The organism is Flavobacterium sp. (assembly GCF_027483985.1).
GTDB lineage: Bacteria > Bacteroidota > Bacteroidia > Flavobacteriales > Flavobacteriaceae > Flavobacterium.
The window spans coordinates 13344-30462 of record NZ_JAIXTJ010000017.1; the positions used below are offsets into that span (position 1 = coordinate 13344).

General features: G+C 31.4%; 13 protein-coding genes. 5 read left to right on the forward strand and 8 right to left on the reverse strand.

The window, feature by feature from the left end:
- Positions 1-21 precede the first annotated feature (21 nt).
- Together Q0050_RS02865 and gyrB are read right to left on the reverse strand one after the other, a co-directional pair.
- Positions 22-1032: a DUF6588 family protein gene (locus Q0050_RS02865; protein WP_367277148.1), complete on the reverse strand. Its 1011-nt coding sequence runs from the start codon at positions 1030-1032 to the stop codon at positions 22-24.
- On the reverse strand, positions 1025-2965 hold the full coding sequence (gyrB, locus tag Q0050_RS02870) for a DNA topoisomerase (ATP-hydrolyzing) subunit B (RefSeq protein WP_298392497.1): 1941 nt from the start codon (positions 2963-2965) through the stop codon (positions 1025-1027). The genes Q0050_RS02865 and gyrB overlap by 8 nt, the downstream gene beginning before the upstream one ends.
- Positions 2966-3158: 193 nt before the next feature.
- Between gyrB and Q0050_RS02875 the strand changes: the two genes are divergently transcribed.
- Positions 3159-3314 (forward strand): hypothetical protein, encoded by a 156-nt coding sequence (locus Q0050_RS02875; protein ID WP_298392499.1) that lies wholly within the window; start codon positions 3159-3161, stop codon positions 3312-3314.
- A gap of 119 nt (positions 3315-3433) precedes the next feature.
- Here Q0050_RS02875 and asnB read toward each other — a convergent pair whose 3' ends face one another.
- Complete coding sequence (gene asnB / locus Q0050_RS02880; RefSeq protein ID WP_298392501.1) at positions 3434-5107, reverse strand: asparagine synthase B; 1674 nt, start codon at positions 5105-5107, stop codon at positions 3434-3436.
- A 330-nt stretch (positions 5108-5437) separates the two neighbouring features.
- On the opposite strand from asnB, the gene Q0050_RS02885 reads away from it, so the two are divergent.
- On the forward strand, positions 5438-6106 hold the full coding sequence (locus Q0050_RS02885; protein WP_298392502.1) for a hypothetical protein: 669 nt from the start codon (positions 5438-5440) through the stop codon (positions 6104-6106).
- Between the two features lie 45 nt (positions 6107-6151).
- Here Q0050_RS02885 and Q0050_RS02890 read toward each other — a convergent pair whose 3' ends face one another.
- From Q0050_RS02890 to Q0050_RS02900, 3 genes are all read right to left on the reverse strand, one after another.
- A complete protein-coding gene (locus tag Q0050_RS02890; protein ID WP_298392503.1) occupies positions 6152-6595 on the reverse strand; it encodes a hypothetical protein in 444 nt (147 codons plus the stop codon).
- A 97-nt stretch (positions 6596-6692) separates the two neighbouring features.
- Positions 6693-8462: a TonB-dependent receptor gene (locus Q0050_RS02895; protein WP_298392504.1), complete on the reverse strand. Its 1770-nt coding sequence runs from the start codon at positions 8460-8462 to the stop codon at positions 6693-6695.
- 50 nt (positions 8463-8512) lie between these two features.
- Complete coding sequence (locus Q0050_RS02900) at positions 8513-11527, reverse strand: tetratricopeptide repeat protein (RefSeq protein WP_298392505.1); 3015 nt, start codon at positions 11525-11527, stop codon at positions 8513-8515.
- A gap of 573 nt (positions 11528-12100) precedes the next feature.
- Between Q0050_RS02900 and Q0050_RS02905 the strand changes: the two genes are divergently transcribed.
- Complete coding sequence (locus tag Q0050_RS02905) at positions 12101-12784, forward strand: cell division ATP-binding protein FtsE (RefSeq protein WP_298392506.1); 684 nt, start codon at positions 12101-12103, stop codon at positions 12782-12784.
- Here Q0050_RS02905 and Q0050_RS02910 read toward each other — a convergent pair.
- Together Q0050_RS02910 and Q0050_RS02915 are read right to left on the reverse strand one after the other, a co-directional pair.
- Entirely contained in the window at positions 12753-13994 is a 1242-nt protein-coding gene (locus Q0050_RS02910; RefSeq protein ID WP_298392507.1) for a hypothetical protein, read from the reverse strand. The two genes, Q0050_RS02905 and Q0050_RS02910, sit on opposite strands and share 32 nt — an antisense overlap.
- Complete coding sequence (locus Q0050_RS02915) at positions 13991-14590, reverse strand: hypothetical protein (protein ID WP_298392508.1); 600 nt, start codon at positions 14588-14590, stop codon at positions 13991-13993. The genes Q0050_RS02910 and Q0050_RS02915 overlap by 4 nt, the downstream gene beginning before the upstream one ends.
- A gap of 704 nt (positions 14591-15294) precedes the next feature.
- Here Q0050_RS02915 and Q0050_RS02920 point away from each other — a divergent pair.
- Together Q0050_RS02920 and Q0050_RS02925 are read left to right on the forward strand one after the other, a co-directional pair.
- The gene (locus tag Q0050_RS02920) at positions 15295-16014 is read left to right on the forward strand and encodes a glycosyltransferase family 2 protein (RefSeq protein WP_298392509.1); all 720 of its coding nucleotides are present in this window, start codon (positions 15295-15297) and stop codon (positions 16012-16014) included.
- Positions 16015-16023: 9 nt separating this feature from the next.
- Positions 16024-17118, forward strand: coding sequence for a glycosyltransferase (locus tag Q0050_RS02925; RefSeq protein WP_298392510.1), 1095 nt, complete (start codon positions 16024-16026; stop codon positions 17116-17118).
- Position 17119: the final 1 nt, after the last annotated feature.

Here is a 17119-nt window from a genome sequence, read left to right on the forward strand (position 1 = left end):
GTGTTTATATATTGATACTAATTAAAATTCGTATTGTACTGACAAGTTTGAATTCACAAATTTACCAAAAGCAATTGAAGTTTGTATATAAAATTTGCTAATTTGGTATCTACCTGCAATTTCTCCTAAAGCATTAAATTTGGATTTGTAAATATCTTTCAACTTTTCGTTTAAAACATATTGTACCGGAATAGTTTTTTCAATCTCTCCTTTTGGTCCTGACAAATAGTATTTAAAATCACTTTGATTAGTAATAATACTGGTCATCAACTCAAACTTTTTCCACTCTTTGGAAGCACTTAATTGAAATTGCCAAGTATTAACTTCTCCTGTCAACTTATTAATACCTAAATTTCCATAAGATGTATTAGTGTCTAAAAAACCAAAACTAATTTCTTCTTTAGAATAAGCAACTAATCCTGCTAAGTGAATTTTCTTTGCTTCAAGAGTTTTAAAATATTGACTGAGATTGTGCTTCAAGCCAAACCCGTACACTTGATAATCACCACGCTTTAATTTTACTTTTGTGGAATATTTTGCTATGACCTCAAAACCTTTCCAAAGTGAAATAGAACCTTGTAAATAAGGATAATATATGGTTTCTTGATTGACTCCTTTTGGAGTTTCAATTCTAACTTGATTGCCATCAATTTGACCAACTAAATAATATTGATTATCATTTCCCAAAGCTGTAGCAACTGTTGCTGATGTATTGTTTTCAATAGTAAAAAAAGAAAAATCAGCATTTTTTATTTCGAAACTTCGATCTCTTTTTGGAACAAAAAATAAGTTACTATGCAAACTTAAAGTTACATCAAACAATTTTCTCTTTTTTGGAGAAGTCATCCAACTCGAAGAGGCTTGATAAACTGCGACATCTGTAGCTGGAGTAATATATTTTTCAGAAAAATAAGTTGCATCTTCTAGAAACAACCCGATATCTTGTATCGCTTGAGGTGATTGAGAAAAGGATTTGCCTGAAAAAATCAAACAAATCCCTATCAATATGTATTTATAAAAGCTATTACGCATCAATATTCGCGTAAACAGCGTTTTTCTCTATAAATTCTCTTCGAGGCGGAACTTCGTCACCCATCAACATTGAGAACACTCTATCTGCTTCAGCAAGATTGTCAATTGAAACCTGACGCAAGGTTCTAAAATTTGGATCCATTGTAGTTTCCCACAATTGTTCTGCATTCATTTCTCCAAGACCTTTGTAACGCTGAATTCCTGCGCTTCCGCCCATTCTTTCATTGGCTGCATCACGTTGATCATCGTTCCAAGCGTATTCTTTTTTGTTTCCTTTTTTAACTAAATATAATGGTGGCGCAGCGATATAAACGTGTCCGCCTTCAATTAATTCTCGCATAAATCTGAAAAAGAAAGTAAGAATCAACGTAGCAATGTGACTTCCATCGACGTCGGCATCACACATAATAATTACTTTATGGTATCTTAATTTAGATAAGTTCAATGCTTTCGAATCTTCTTCGGTACCGATGGTAACTCCCAAAGCCGTGAAAATATTTCTAATTTCTTCGTTTTCAAAAACTTTGTGGTGCATTGCTTTTTCAACGTTCAAAATCTTACCTCTCAATGGCATAATTGCTTGAAAGTTTCTATCACGACCTTGTTTTGCCGTTCCACCTGCCGAATCTCCTTCGACTAAGTAAACTTCACATTTTGCTGGATCTTGTTCAGAACAATCAGATAATTTTCCTGGTAAACCTCCACCACCTAAAACGGTTTTACGTTGTACCATTTCACGAGCTTTTTTAGCAGCGTGACGCGCTTGAGCAGCAAGAATTACTTTTTGAACAATGATTTTAGCATCATTAGGATTTTCTTCTAAATAGTTTTCAAGCATTTCAGAAACCGCTTGTGAAACTGGAGAAACTACTTCCCTATTTCCTAATTTGGTTTTTGTTTGACCTTCGAATTGAGGTTCAGAAACTTTAACGGAAATAATAGCTGTTAATCCTTCACGAAAGTCATCTCCTGAAATTTCGAATTTTAATTTATCTAACAAACCTGAAGCATCAGCATATTTCTTTAGCGTACGAGTTAATCCCATACGGAAACCTTGTAGATGTGTTCCACCTTCGTGGGTATTGATATTATTTACGTAAGAAAAAATATTTTCTGAATAACTTGTATTATAGACTAAAGCAACCTCGACTGGAATTTCTCCTTTTTCGTGCTCCATACTAATTACGTGCGAAATAATTGGCTCACGACCAGCATCAAGAAACTTAACAAATTCCTTAAGACCTTCTTTTGAATGAAAAACTTCGCCTTCAAAATCGCCATTGTCTTTTTTGTGACGCTTATCAGTTAATGTAATTGTAATTCCTTTATTCAAAAAAGACAACTCACGCATACGAGCTGCCAAAGTATCATAAGAGTACTCTGTTGTTTGTGTAAATATAGTTTTATCTGGTTGAAAGGTTACCATCGTACCACGCTTGTCGGTTGTACCAACTTGCTTTACCGGATACATTGCTTTTCCTTTTTCGTATTCTTGTTCGTAGATTTTTCCTTCTCTAAAAACGGTAGCTTTTAAATGGTCAGAAAGTGCGTTTACACACGAAACACCAACACCGTGAAGTCCACCAGAAACTTTATATGAATCTTTGTCGAATTTTCCTCCGGCACCAATTTTGGTCATAACTACTTCAAGAGCAGAAACACCTTCTTTTTTGTGCATATCAACTGGAATACCACGACCATTATCTTCTACTGAAATAGAATTATCTTCATTAATGAAAACACTAATGGTATCACAATGACCAGCTAACGCCTCATCAATCGAGTTATCTACAACTTCATAAACTAAGTGGTGTAAACCTCTAACACCTGTGTCGCCAATATACATAGAAGGTCGCATTCTAACGTGCTCCATTCCTTCAAGTGCCTGAATACTGTCGGCTGAATAGCTATTTTTTTTAATTTCGTCGCTCATAATAAATTATATCGTATGTATGATTTTTGTCTAACACGCAAATATATAATAATTAAGGCGATTTTAAAGCATTTTAAAGCATTTTGTCGTAGAAGTTATTAACATTTGTCTATTAATAATTTTTAATTGATTTAAAACGATTTTTTGAAGTTAGCAGCATTGCGTTTTATACAACTAATTGATATTCTGACGAATGCTGTTTAGCCCTGATTGCAATGGAAAGCTTTTTCTTTTGTTGCCTGAGGTTACTCGAAGGCAACAAAAGAAAAACTTGGAATGGAAAGCAGGAAAATGGATTGCTGATAAAAAACTAACCATTCGCTCCTTTAAAAAAGATATGAGCATCTGAAACAAGTTTAGATTAAACAAAAACGCCCATCAATAATGATGAGCGTTAAGAATCTGAACAAGTTCAGATTAAACAAACAAACTAAACTTCAATATAAAACCAAGAAACTACGCTTGACCTTATGCTTTAATATAGGCATCGTCGTGAACATTTGCCACTGCTCTACCTGATGGATCATTCATATTTTTGAAAGCTTCATCCCATTCTAATGCTATTTTTGTACTGCACGCCACACTTGCTTCCTGAGGAACACATAACGCAGCTGCATCACTAGGGAAATGTTCATTGTAAATTGAACGATAATAATACTCTTCTTTAGATGTTGGTGTTTGAATTGGGAATTTGAATTTTGCATTAGCCAATTGCTCGTCAGATATTTCTCTTGCAACAACTTCTTTTAGCGTGTCGATCCAACTGTAGCCTACGCCATCACTAAATTGTTCTTTTTGACGCCAAGCCACACTTGCTGGCAACATATCTTCAAACGCTTTACGCAAAACCCATTTCTCCATACGCTCACCGTTGATCATTTTATCTTGTGGATTGATTCGCATAGCTACATCCATAAACTCTTTATCTAAGAATGGAACACGACCTTCAATTCCCCAAGCGGCTAAACTTTTGTTAGCTCGCAAGCAATCATACATATGTAATTTACTTAACTTTCTAACTGTTTCTTCGTGAAATTCTCTTGCATTTGGTGCTTTGTGAAAATATAAGTAACCGCCAAATAACTCATCTGAACCTTCACCTGAAAGAACCATTTTGATACCCATAGATTTAATAACACGCGCCATTAAATACATTGGAGTTGAAGCACGAATTGTAGTTACATCATAAGTTTCAATATTATAAATTACGTCACGAACTGCATCTAAACCCTCTTGAATTGTGAATTTTATTTCGTGGTGAATCGTTCCTAAGTGATCGGCTACTTTTTGTGCCGCAGCCAAATCTGGCGAACCTTCTAAACCTACTGCAAACGAATGTAATTGTGGATACCAAGCATCAACAGTGTCACCTGACTCAATACGTTTTTGCGCATACTTTTTAGCAACTGCCGATGTAATTGATGAATCTAATCCGCCAGAAAGTAACACACCATAAGGAACATCACTCATTAACTGACGGTGAACTGCCGCCTCAAGCGCCACTTTAATTTCTTCAATACTTGTTGCGTTATCTTTAACTGCATCATATTCTGTCCATTCTCTTTTGTACCATTGCACAAATTCGCCGTCTTTGCTTGATAAATAATGTCCTGGTGGAAATAATTCAATTTTAGTACAATATCCTTCCAAAGCTTTTAGTTCAGAAGCTACATAAAATGTTCCATATTGATCCCATCCAATGTATAAAGGAATAATTCCCATATGGTCACGCGCTACAAAATATTCATCTTTTTCGACATCATAAATTGCGAAGCCAAAAATACCGTTCATTTCGTCAATGAAATGCACTCCTTTTTCTTTATACAAGGCTAGAATTACTTCACAATCACTTTCGGTTTGGAATTGGTATCTACCTTCAAATTGTTTACGTAATTCTCTGTGATTATAAATTTCACCATTAGCTGCAAGGACCAAACTTTGGTCTTGACTGAACAAAGGTTGTTTTCCAGAAGCTGGATCAACGATTGCCAACCTTTCGTGAGCTAAAATGGCTTTGTCATTACTATATATTCCGCTCCAATCTGGTCCGCGATGACGGATGATTTTAGCCATTTCTAATACTTGAGGTCTCAATGTTTCTGCTTTTTGCTTTAAATCGAAGGCACATACTATTCCGCACATATTTTATTCTTTTATTGAGGACAAATAATATTTTATCCATAATTAATTATTAAGCAAATTTGAGCAATACTAAACAATACCAAAACACAATACCTTATTTTAGTTATAAATCGTAACTAAATAATGATAATTTATTAAAAATTATAATCTACATACTAAAAAATTCCATTTTAAAATTAAAACAAACTGAAAATCAAATCTTTATAAAAAATATGAAAAAACTTACAAAACAAAATCAAAATTGCATTTCATCGATTATTTGAGAACAAAAGTAGCACAATACCTAAAAAAAAGTTAAATTTATAAGACAAAACCCTAAATATTAACGAAATGGAAAAAAAATTCACTTTGCCAGTATTACTATTTATTAGTAATCTGCTTGTAGCGCAAGTTGGTATTGGAACGACTGATCCAACTTCTACCTTAGACGTAAACGGAACCTTACGAGTAAGAACATTACCAGCTTATAACTCAGCAACGGCTACCAAGGATTCGGTATTAGTAGCCGATGGATTGGGAAACATAAAAAGAGTGACTGCCAAACAACTTTATGACAATTCTATCAAAACCTTAATAAAAGGAAGTTTTGCAAGCTCGTCACCACTTTCCTTGTCTATTTTGTCTGGTAGTGCTAAAATTCCATTTGATTTTGCAGAATTTGATGTTAATAATGAATTTAATATTTCAACCAATTCCTTTACACCAAAGCAAGACGGAATATATGAAATTTCGGTTCAAATAAAATCTTCTGGTGTACTTTCTGCATCGACAAACTTTGGTGTTTCAGTTTTAAAAAATGGAGTAATTATTAATAGAAGTAATTTTCCAAATGTTGGCGTATTAGGAATAAACGTAACTCCACCAATAAGAAATTTGTCAACACTAGTTCAATTAACTACAACCGATGTAATAACTTTTAGAGCTAATTCTGATTTAATTTCTGTCTCAATATTAGCAACTAGAGAAGATTGCTTTTTTACAATTAAGCAAGTGAGATAAAATATGATTGCGGGTTATTAGGGTTATAAACGAAAAGCCAGTTAACTAACTGACTTTTTCAACTTTAAATTTTGAATTATTAATCTCAAACTCAAAGCCTACTTCATTCCCTAATAATTTACTACCTAGTGGCGACTGTGGTGAAACTGCAATAATTGTTTTACCTTCAATAGTGATTTTGGGTAAAGCTGCACTAATAAACAATGTCATTCCGTTTGCTTGAACTAAACTTCCTAAAGCTATTTTATTATGATTCACGGAACCATCAATCTTATCTAGAATCGATTTTTGATCAAAAACCTCTTTCAATTTGTGATTGAGTTTTTCTTGCTCAATATGCATCATTGACAAAGCGGTTTCGTGTTTATCACCAGCCGAACCTTTTGCATCGTTTTGCGCATCGACCGTTAATCCCGAAATCATATCGCGAAAAACATCGATTTTGTCTTGAAGTAATTGCTGGTGTTGTTGAAGAATTTGTAGTTTCATATAAAAAGACTAAACCACAAAGTTCACGAAGAAAGCACAAGGAACACAAATTAAATAGTGAACTTCGTGACTGCTGCAAGAACTTTGTGGTTAAAATTTAAAAATCAAATTTATAATTAGCACCAATCAATCCTTGTACACCTTGCACAGGATAATTGATCCATCTTTGGTAGTTTTGGTTCGCTAAGTTATTTCCTTTAAGAAAAAAGGTTAATCGATCACTGTATTTATATCCAACGTGTGCGTTTAAGTCGAAATAACTATCTAATGTTGTTGTTTCTGTTCCATAAGTTGGTGGATAAACAGCTGTAAGTCCTTGAACAAATTTTAAATCTTTTCGTTCTCCAACAAAGAAAACACTGGTTCCAGCATACCATTTATCAGTGATATTGAAATCTAAATTTGCTCCTAATTGCAATGAAGGTAAATTCCAGGCTTCAGCTTGCGTATCGGTTGTGTAACTGCTAAACGTTCCGTTAACTCCAAAAGATACATTTTTAGAGAAATCAGCTTTTAGTTCGCCATAAAAACTAACTGTTTTAACATCATCATAAACTACATCAAAGGAATTTCCAAAGGCATAACCATTTTTGTTAGCGTTAGAAAACGAGAATTGATTTCTAAGGAACATTGGTTTAGCACCTTCATTCATAATCGAACCGCGAATGTTGTATCCGATTGTATTAGCTAATTTTCCTTTTAATCCGACATAAATATCAAATTTTTGATCGGTTGGAGCGATTCCTAATGTTGGTGAAACAAAGAAATTTTGCTGTACAAAGTCTTGAAACGAATTTTGTTTTAAAGCACCTTCAGCACCAGCATAAGCTACCATTAAATCACCAACAACTTTATAAGACGCCGTTATATTTGGATAGATGAAAAATTTATTTTTCCCTGATTCTGTTGCCATACTGTAGAAAAATCCGGCACCAAAATTTACGGATAAATCTTCTCTATTTATTTGGAAACTTGGTTTCACTCCAAAACTAGTATAACCATATTTTAATTCGGTTAATGCATTGTAATCTTTATCAAATTTTCCATTGATGTAATCTAGTACAAAATCAACTTTTATCTTTTCATCCATAATATCCAATCCAAGTGACGGTTTTATTACCAAGCGATTTTCTCCAGATGAAAAAGCATCTGAAAAACGATTGAATTTTATTGTAGCTTCTTTTAAAACACTTTCTCCAAGTTGTAAGCGTCCGCCAAGCGAAATGTTTTGATAGGTTTGCTTAGAATCAATTCCGTTAATAAAAGCATCTCTATCAGCCGCCACTAGATTTTCAGAAAACAACGGATTCAAACCATACCAGTTATACATTTGACGTTGGTAACCTAAATCAGCATTCCAAGAAAGCGTTCTTGATCTACTACCATAAGTCAAATCTAAAGATGAATTCGAAAATTTATCATCTAAAACCAAATCTTTTATGCCACCTTGAGAAGAAAGATGACGCAACATTGCACCGATATAATTGTTGTTTTCTAACGTTTGTGTAACAAACAATTCAGCATTGATATTTCCATAATTTCCTGCCGCTAGCGTTGCATAATTATTATAAATTTTCTCTTGAGCAGCTTTATCAACTCCAGCAGCTTTTCCTTTTGACGGTGTGAAAGTTGAAGCTACAGGAAAAGAAAAAATATTGTATTGAATGTTCTCTTTTTTAGAAGTTTCATCGTCTTCTAAGCTAGGTGTTTCTTTTACTTTAAAAGCATCAGAAATTGTTGCAGTATAGGGTTTAACTACATTTACAACTTCAGTTCCGATGTTTTCATCTTTCTTTTGAGCCACCGTAAATTGAGTTCCTAAAAGAACGGTTACTATAGCTATTTTATATTGGAAATTGATCTTCATTTTTTTTATTTTTAGGTATTCCGACTGACTAAATAGGATATTAATTGGCTTTATTTTACTATAGATGAATTGGTTTTACTTTCCTCATTTTTAATAGTATTCAATTCGGTTTTGGCTTCTTCCACTACATCAGCAAAGTCGGTGAAATTCTCGATTACACCATCTAAAATAGCGGTTGCTTGAAAACTATCTTTTAATCCGAAATAATTTTTTGCCATAACAATCAATCCTTTGGCAGCAAAGTATTTGTAGCCTGAATAATCTTTGGCAATTTTTTGAACCACCTTATTTGATTCTGCAAATTTTAAATCCTTGTTTTTAAAGTAGGCGTCATAATAAAGCGCTTCGGCAGCCAATTCACCTTTAGCAATTTTCAATAAATTAGCATAGGCGATTCTTGCTTTAGCTTCGTCATTGGCTTTTATTGCTGAACGTGCTACAATAATTTGAGCATCACTTTTTACTTTATTATCGGTTTTTGGATTTGCCAAAACTTTATCTGCATAAACTACTGAATTAGGATAATCTTTTTGAGAGTAATAAGCTCGCATTAAATTAGCTTGAGCAAAAGTCACATTTTGAGGAAAATCAGCTTCGGTTTCTAATCTTTTTAAAACTGGAATAGCTTTGCCAAAATCATCCTTTTTCAAATGAATTTCACATAAACGAGCCAACGATTGTTCTGTAAATTCATTTTTAGATTGCGCAATTACATAGTCGTAGTTGGCTACAGAATTAGCTTCTAAACCATCAGCATAATAAGATTGTGCTAAATAAAAATTAGCTTTTAGTGCGTGAATTCCTTTTGGAAATTTCGCAACATAACTACTCAAAGTTGCAATGGCTTGTTTAGTATTGTTTTGTAAATATTGCTTTTCAGCAGCTTCATAAGTATCATTATCCAATTCAGCATCAGAAACTTCAACAAAATCTAAAGTTCTTACCCAAGTAGCATACTCATCTACTTTACCATTTTCAACATAAATCAATCTTGCTGTTGAAACGGCTTCTAATGCTTCAGGAGTTCTTGGATAATCGGCTGCTACTATTTTGAATTTAGCAATAGCTTGATCGTCTTTATTGGTGTTGTAATAAATTAATCCTTGACGTAAAACTGCTTTTGATGAATAAGTTCCGTTTTTGAATTCAGACAATAATTGGTCGTACGTTTTAAGTCCTAAATCAGATTTATTATCGGTAACATAAGTATTTCCGAGTTCAAATAAAGCATCGTCGCGGTATTGAGATATTTTAAATGTTTGAATAAACTTATTGAAGTCTTCAATTTTCTTATCATTTTTACTTACAAATCCGTAAGAAATAGCTTTTTGAAAGGCAGCATAATCGGCATCAACACTTTTCAACTCGATAGCTTTATTGTAAGCATCCATTGCTGGCCAATATTTTGAAGTCACAAACCTACAATCTCCTAATCGTAAGTAAGAATCGTTCAAACGAATTTTATCTTCTTTCACCGCATCAATTTGTGCCTGAAAATAATTACCAGCTTGATCATATTCTTTTTGTTTAAAATAACAATAAGCGATATTGTAATTTAAATTCTTAAATTCAGGTGTGTTTTTTGCTTCACTCATTCCTTCAAATTGTTTGAAAGTTAAAAGCGCTTCATTAAAATTATCTAAAGTAAATTCTGTTTCGGCTTTCCAAAATGTTGCTCTGGCAGAAAATCTTGCCTCTTTTTGTTCTTTTAATGATTTTAGAAACATTTTTTGAGCTTCTTGATAATCACCATCTGTATAAAATTCTAAACCTCGATAAAAGGTAACTTTTTGATAAGCTAATCTATTTTCGGGACTTTTATTTTTTTCTAGTAAAACTAAAGCTTGCTTATAATTTTTAGAAGTAATATACGAGTTAATCAACAAATTTTCAATTTCATTTTTGCTTGGTGACGTTGGATATTTGCTCAAAAAAGAAGACAAAACATCAGGAACCGATTGATAAGAGTTTCCGATTTCGTAGCTTAGTTTTGCGTAATTTAAATTAGCATCTTCTTGAATTTTTTTATCAAAATCCATTTCGGTTGCGGTCTTAAAAGCGTTTAAAGCTTGTTGTTTTTTGTCGGTTTTTAAATAACTTTCACCAAGATGATAGTAAGCATTTTGAGCAACAAAATCATTTCCATCAATTATTTTATTGAATTGTGAAATGGCGTTTTCATAATCTTTTTGTTGGTAATAAGTATAACCTAATTGGTAGAAATCTGTGTTATTCCATTTCCCTTTTTTACCTTTATATTCTTTTAAATAAGGCAAAGCTTCGTCGAATTTCTTCAAATTAAAGTAACTTTCACCAATAATTTTATTCAATTCAGATTTTTCTACTGCCGATGATTTTGCCATTGCAGCTTTTCCTAAATCAATGGCTTTTTGGAAATTTCCAAGTTTAAAATTCATATCAGCTTGGAAATAAGACATTTTATCTTTGTACTTATCAATATCCGAAATTTGCTCGAACTGCTTGTTCGCTTCAACATAGTTATCATCTTCATAATCCATAAATCCTAAATAATACTTGGCTTGAGAACCAAATTCTTTAGAGTTTTGAACTTTATTGAAATAAACTTTTGCTTCTTTTTTATTTTTAGCACTAAAAAAAGCGTAACCTTTTTGAAAATTATAACGCTCCAACTCTTCATAAGTCAAAGCACTTTCGTCAACTTTATTGAAATATTCTAGCGCTTGTGGATAATTTCCGTTTTCAAAATAAAATGTTGCTACACCAATAAAAGCCTGATTTTGTTTTGTACTAGTTGGATAATTAGCAACAAAATCTTCCATTAATTTATCAGCACCTGATTGATTCAATCGAATCGCACAATTGGCAATGTAGTAGGCACAATCAGCTTGAACTTCTTGCTCCTTGTTGTTTTGCTGCACTTTTTCAAACAAAATTTGAGCCGCTAAATATTGCTTATCGTTGTATAAATCGGTAGCTCTATCAAATTCTGAGAGTTGGTTGGTGTAAATAGCAGTTTGCTGAGCCGAAATTGTAGCTCCAGAAACCAATACATTTAAAAATAAAAAAGCTGTTATTTTACGCATTTCATATATTTTTTTTATAATCATTCAAAATTATCATTCTACTAGGTATAACGAGAGATTGTTTTGTTTTATTATAAACATTTTTCTTAACAATCTAATTTTAGATATTAGATTTTAGATATTAGATTTTAGATATTAGATTTTAGATATTAGATTTTAGATATTAGATTTTAGATATTAGATTTTAGATATCAGATTTTAGATATCAGATTTTAAATTTTAGATATCTGACTTTAAAATTTAGATATCTGACTTTATAAATAAAATAATGTTAGGCAATTTGGATTTTTTTTTAAAACCACTAAACAGATTTTTATTATAATTCGAAAAAGTCGTTTACCTGACTTGATTATCTATTTCTATGGTAATCAAAAATTGGACAATTCCAATCTTTTCGGATGCTTTTAAGGCTTTCATTGTCCTATTTCAGAAAATTACATTATTCTAACTATTACGGCACAATATAAGTCAACAAGTTAAGTTTCTAATTTTAGCATTCTAAAATTTATATATCTAAAATCTAATATCTAATATCGAAAATTTATTACTTTTACCTCCTAAACAAAATTTCCTATGTCACAACCTGTATTATCTTTAAAAGACGTTACTATATACCAAGAAAATAAAGTTATTTTATCGCAAGTAAATCTTGAAGTAAATCACGGTGAATTTCTTTATATTATCGGAAAAACTGGTACAGGAAAAAGTAGTTTTATGAAAACGCTTTATGGCGATTTGCCTTTAACAGAAGGTGAAGGACATATTGTTGAATATGATTTAGCAACATTACAAGAAAAAGATATTCCTTATTTGAGAAGAAAAATAGGAATCGTATTTCAGGATTTTAAATTGCTTCCAGATAGAAATGTGAACGACAATATGTTGTTTGTGTTGAAGGCAACTGGTTGGGTTGATGCAACCGAAATGCAAAATAAAATTGATGAAGTTCTTGATAAAGTTGGTATGAAAGGATTTGCGAATAAAATGCCACACCAACTCTCAGGTGGCGAACAACAACGTGTTGCAATTGCAAGAGCTTTACTAAATGACCCTGAATTAATTCTTGCAGATGAACCAACAGGAAACCTTGATCCACAAACAAGTGCTGAAGTTCTGGAAGTTCTAAAAAACATCAATGCCAATGGAAAAACTATTATTATGGCAACGCACGATTATGCTTTGTTAATGAAGTTTCCATCAAAAACACTAAAATGTGAAGACGGTGCTATATTTGAGGTTGTGCAAAGAACGGTTTAGGTAAATTAATCTTTTGAAGTAGCAGAACGAGTACCATTGGATAAAAAGCAATGTGAAATCGATCGCACTGGAAACAAGAAATTCCAGAAACAAAAATTATATAAAGCACACTCAAAGAACAGAATAGCTGAACAGCATTACTTGTTTTATAATTTTTGAAAGTTATCAACGAAAATGATAATCCAAGCACTGTAAATAAATTATTTTGAACTTTGGAAATTGCTTTAAATAAAAATCTACAACTTTCAAAGTAGCTCGTTTTTGACTTGTTTTTACATTCACTAACAATGTAATTCCCTTTACTAGCATTGGAGTATAAACAAAATACATAAGCTTTTAATAAATTAAGCTTATTGTTCCTGAACTGTTCTTTAAAATCTTCATTGGCAAGTATTTTTATTTGATGACTTGACAAACCTTCTAAAGTTTTGGCTCGTTGGTTTTCACCAGGTATAAATTCGATATCTTTTCTATAACAATCTGCTTTTGCACCAACATAGTTGTAATAAGTAACAGCACCTATATAGCTAATTGTGTAGTCGCCAAAATTCTTTTTTAAAGATAATATCTGAAAAAAAATTAATACCCAACTGAAAGCTAACACAATCGAAAATTTTGAAAACAAGATATACTTTACTTTTTTGATATAAAAAAAGAACAATAAAATTCCTATTCCTAAAGCAACTGGCTTGATAAGTGCACAAAAAAACAATACTGATAAAGATAAAACAACATAATCAACTTTTTGGCTTTTATAATATTTGGTAATAAAAAAGACCGCTAGCAACAGCAAAAATGAAAATATAGTTTCTGGTAAAAATTGAAAAGCATAAGCCAAATTACCGATGCAAAAAATAAATAGCAACGACCAAGTAAAAGCATTTTTTCGATTGATAATCGCTTCAACTATTTTAAAAAATAATATAATTGATGAAAACCAGACGCTAAAATTAATCAAAAACGACCATTGCAATACCATTGCAGTATAACCACCAAACAAATAAGGAAATCCAAAAATTGCCGCGATTAACAGCGGTCTCGTTGGACTTACTTGGCCATTATGATACAACATTTTGGCGGCTTCTAAATACGTGACATCATCACCCAAATAATTAAAATGAGGCACTAATTGAAGTGTGAAAGAAAAAATCAACACCCAAAACACTGCAATTAAAAACAACAAATATTCGTATTTTATTTTTGAAATCATTTAGCTGATAGTTTGGTTGCCGTAAATAGGATGTTACGATGTTTTACTGAATAAAATATAAGTAATACAACAAAAGGATAAAACAATACGTGGAAACGATCACCTTGAGTGCTGGAAATTCCTGAAATCAAAAAAACATAAAAAAAGTAGGCACAAAAGAACAAGATAATCTTTGGTACTTTCTTATGCAATACTACCAATAGTACCGAAAAAATAAGACCAAACAACGTGAGTAATTTGTTTTGCCATTCCGAAAGTTCTTTAGCAATATTTACTATTAAATTAAATCCTATAGATTGGTTTTTATTTTCTAAAATCAATAAATTGGAAGAACCTGTTTTGGTATTTTCTTCAATATCATCAATATAGGCTGCTACTAAATTTTTAGTGTTAAATTGAATTTGTGATAAAAAATCTCGAGTGGCCACTTTCTTTTGATTGGTAAAATCTAAACTAAAAATATAAGTTGCTCTAGAATTAGTAGATTGATTGAGCACTTTATTTTCCTTAAAACAAACGGCTTTACTTCCGAGATAATTGTAATAAGTGACATCGCCAATATAACTAAAAGTGTAATCACCAAACTTAGCTTTCATTGCAATCATTTGAAAAACAAGTAGAAAAACGACTAGAATAATTAAAATAAAACTCTTTGCTAAAAGTGATTTTAGCAACTCTTTATAGAAAAATAGCAAAATTAGAACTACAAAAAAGATAATTCCAGGACGAATTAATATTGAAAACAAAAAAATAAAAACAGCAAGATGAAGATATCGAATTGTATAGGTTTTAAAATATTTAGTTAAATAATAAAATGCAAGTACCATCAAAAAAAGAAAAGGTAGTTCCGACAACATAAGGGTTATGTTAATAGAAATTCCTATAAAACTGATAAATAAACAACTTATATAAAAGGAAGTTTTTCTTGAAAAAAAAAGTAATAATTGTTTAAAAAACAATTGAACCATTAGAACATACAGAACAACGTTTGTCAGAAGCAATAAAGCTGAAAATATTGAATGATTATCTTTAAAAAATACTGGTAACGCATAAAAAAAAGAAAGTCCGATTGGTCTATATTCGTGAACTGCAAATTCAGTAATAAATAATTTTACAGAATTAACATAACTATCACAATCTGGACAATAAAATGATTGCTTAAGTAACTGTAAACTAAAAACTAAGGTAAGTAGAAAAGCTACAGAACTAAAAAGTAAAAGTAACTCAAAACTTATTTTTTTATTTACAGCCATAGGATTTAGATAAAATATTTACATATTTTTACAAAAATATATATTTAATGAGAGAATTAACAATTATAATTCCAGTATTTAATGAAGAAAAAACGATACATTTATTGCTAGACAAAGTAAAAAATGTTGCTTTAAACGGAAACTTACAAAAACAAATTATAATTATTGATGATTGCTCGACCGATAATACTAAATCGGTGATTAATGACTATATTAAGACTAATGTTGAATTTAACATTCAATTATTTTCTCACGATAAAAACAAAGGAAAAGGCGCGGCAATTCATACAGGAATCTCAAAGGCAACTGGCGATTTTACCATAATTCAAGATGCCGATTTAGAATACAATCCTGAGGAATATAACATTTTATTGCAACCTGTTTTAGATGGTTTTGCTGATGTTGTTTATGGTTCGCGATTTATGGGTGGAAATGCGCATCGAGTATTGTTTTTTTGGCACACCATCGGAAATAAATTTTTGACATTCTTATCCAATATGTTTTCTAATTTGAACTTAACCGATATGGAAACTTGCTATAAATTATTCAATACCAAAATATTGCAATCAATCGTTTTAACTGAAAAAAGATTTGGTTTTGAACCCGAAATCACTGCCAAAATCAGCAGAGTAAAAAAAATCAGAATTTATGAAGTAGGAATTTCATATTATGGAAGAACTTATGAAGAAGGAAAAAAAATAAACTGGAAAGATGGTTTTAGAGCTATTTATTGTATCCTTAAATATGGACTTTTACGTTTAAAATAATTGCATAGTTTGTCACAGAAAACAATTGTCATATCAGGTATTAACATGAAAGATGGTGGAATTTTCACTATTATGGACAATTGTTTGCAAAAAATATCACAATACATTCAAAATAAAGACATTAAAGTCATTGCTTTAGTTCACGATAAATCTAAATTCGAATATCCAAATATTGAATATTTAGAATTTCCTGAGGCCAAAAAATCTTGGTTCAAACGCTTGTATTTCGAATATTTTTACTTTAAAAAATTAGCTAAAAAATTAAATCCTGATATTTGGTTTTCATTGCACGATGTTAGTCCGAATGTCATAGCTAAAAAACGATTTGTGTATTGCCATCATCCAACCGTTTTCTACAAAGCAACGTTCAACGATTGGAAATTTGATTACAAAGTCGGTGTGTTTTCAATATTATACAAGTATTTATTTCAAATTAATATTAAGAAAAATGAAGCTGTTTTTGTGCAACAACATTGGATCAAAAAAGAATTTGAAAAACTATATAATATCAATAACGTAAGAGTTTGTCAACCAGAATTTGTTGCAGTATCAAACTCAAAAAAAATTAAATTAGATGCTTCTAAAATTCATTTCTTTTATCCGTTAATTGCTAGAAGTTTTAAAAATATTGAATGTATTGCAGAAGCTCTACAACTCCTACCCGATACTTTGAAAAATCAAATACAAGTGCATTTAACATTTGGTAAAAACGATTCTAAATATGGTGATTATATTTTAAATCACTATTCGTTACCGCAATTTGTTTTCACTGAAAAATTAACCCGAAACGAAGTTTTTAGTTACTATGAAGCTATGGATTGCTTACTTTTTCCATCAAAACTTGAAACTTGGGGTTTACCTTTATCGGAAGCAAAAGGATTTAACAAACCAATCTTGGCTGCTGATTTACCTTACGCTAAAGAAACTATTGGTGATTACGAAAAAGTATCGTTTTTTGATGCCAATAATCCAAAAGAATTAGCGCGTTTGATCACTGATTTTGTTGCTAAAACCATACAATATCAAGGAAATAAATATACTTTTGATACCAGCAATCAGTTAAACGATTGGAATGCTATTTTTGATTTTATACTTAAAGAATAAT

Coding starts and splice junctions, on each gene's coding strand:
- Q0050_RS02865 (WP_367277148.1), bottom strand. CDS start 1,032: ATGCGTAATAGCTTTTATAAATACATATTGATAGGGATTTGTTTGATT.
- gyrB (WP_298392497.1), bottom strand. CDS start 2,965: ATGAGCGACGAAATTAAAAAAAATAGCTATTCAGCCGACAGTATTCAG.
- Q0050_RS02875 (WP_298392499.1), top strand. CDS start 3,159: ATGCTGTTTAGCCCTGATTGCAATGGAAAGCTTTTTCTTTTGTTGCCT.
- asnB (WP_298392501.1), bottom strand. CDS start 5,107: ATGTGCGGAATAGTATGTGCCTTCGATTTAAAGCAAAAAGCAGAAACA.
- Q0050_RS02885 (WP_298392502.1), top strand. CDS start 5,438: ATGGAAAAAAAATTCACTTTGCCAGTATTACTATTTATTAGTAATCTG.
- Q0050_RS02890 (WP_298392503.1), bottom strand. CDS start 6,595: ATGAAACTACAAATTCTTCAACAACACCAGCAATTACTTCAAGACAAA.
- Q0050_RS02895 (WP_298392504.1), bottom strand. CDS start 8,462: ATGAAGATCAATTTCCAATATAAAATAGCTATAGTAACCGTTCTTTTA.
- Q0050_RS02900 (WP_298392505.1), bottom strand. CDS start 11,527: ATGCGTAAAATAACAGCTTTTTTATTTTTAAATGTATTGGTTTCTGGA.
- Q0050_RS02905 (WP_298392506.1), top strand. CDS start 12,101: ATGTCACAACCTGTATTATCTTTAAAAGACGTTACTATATACCAAGAA.
- Q0050_RS02910 (WP_298392507.1), bottom strand. CDS start 13,994: ATGATTTCAAAAATAAAATACGAATATTTGTTGTTTTTAATTGCAGTG.
- Q0050_RS02915 (WP_298392508.1), bottom strand. CDS start 14,590: ATGAAAGCTAAGTTTGGTGATTACACTTTTAGTTATATTGGCGATGTC.
- Q0050_RS02920 (WP_298392509.1), top strand. CDS start 15,295: ATGAGAGAATTAACAATTATAATTCCAGTATTTAATGAAGAAAAAACG.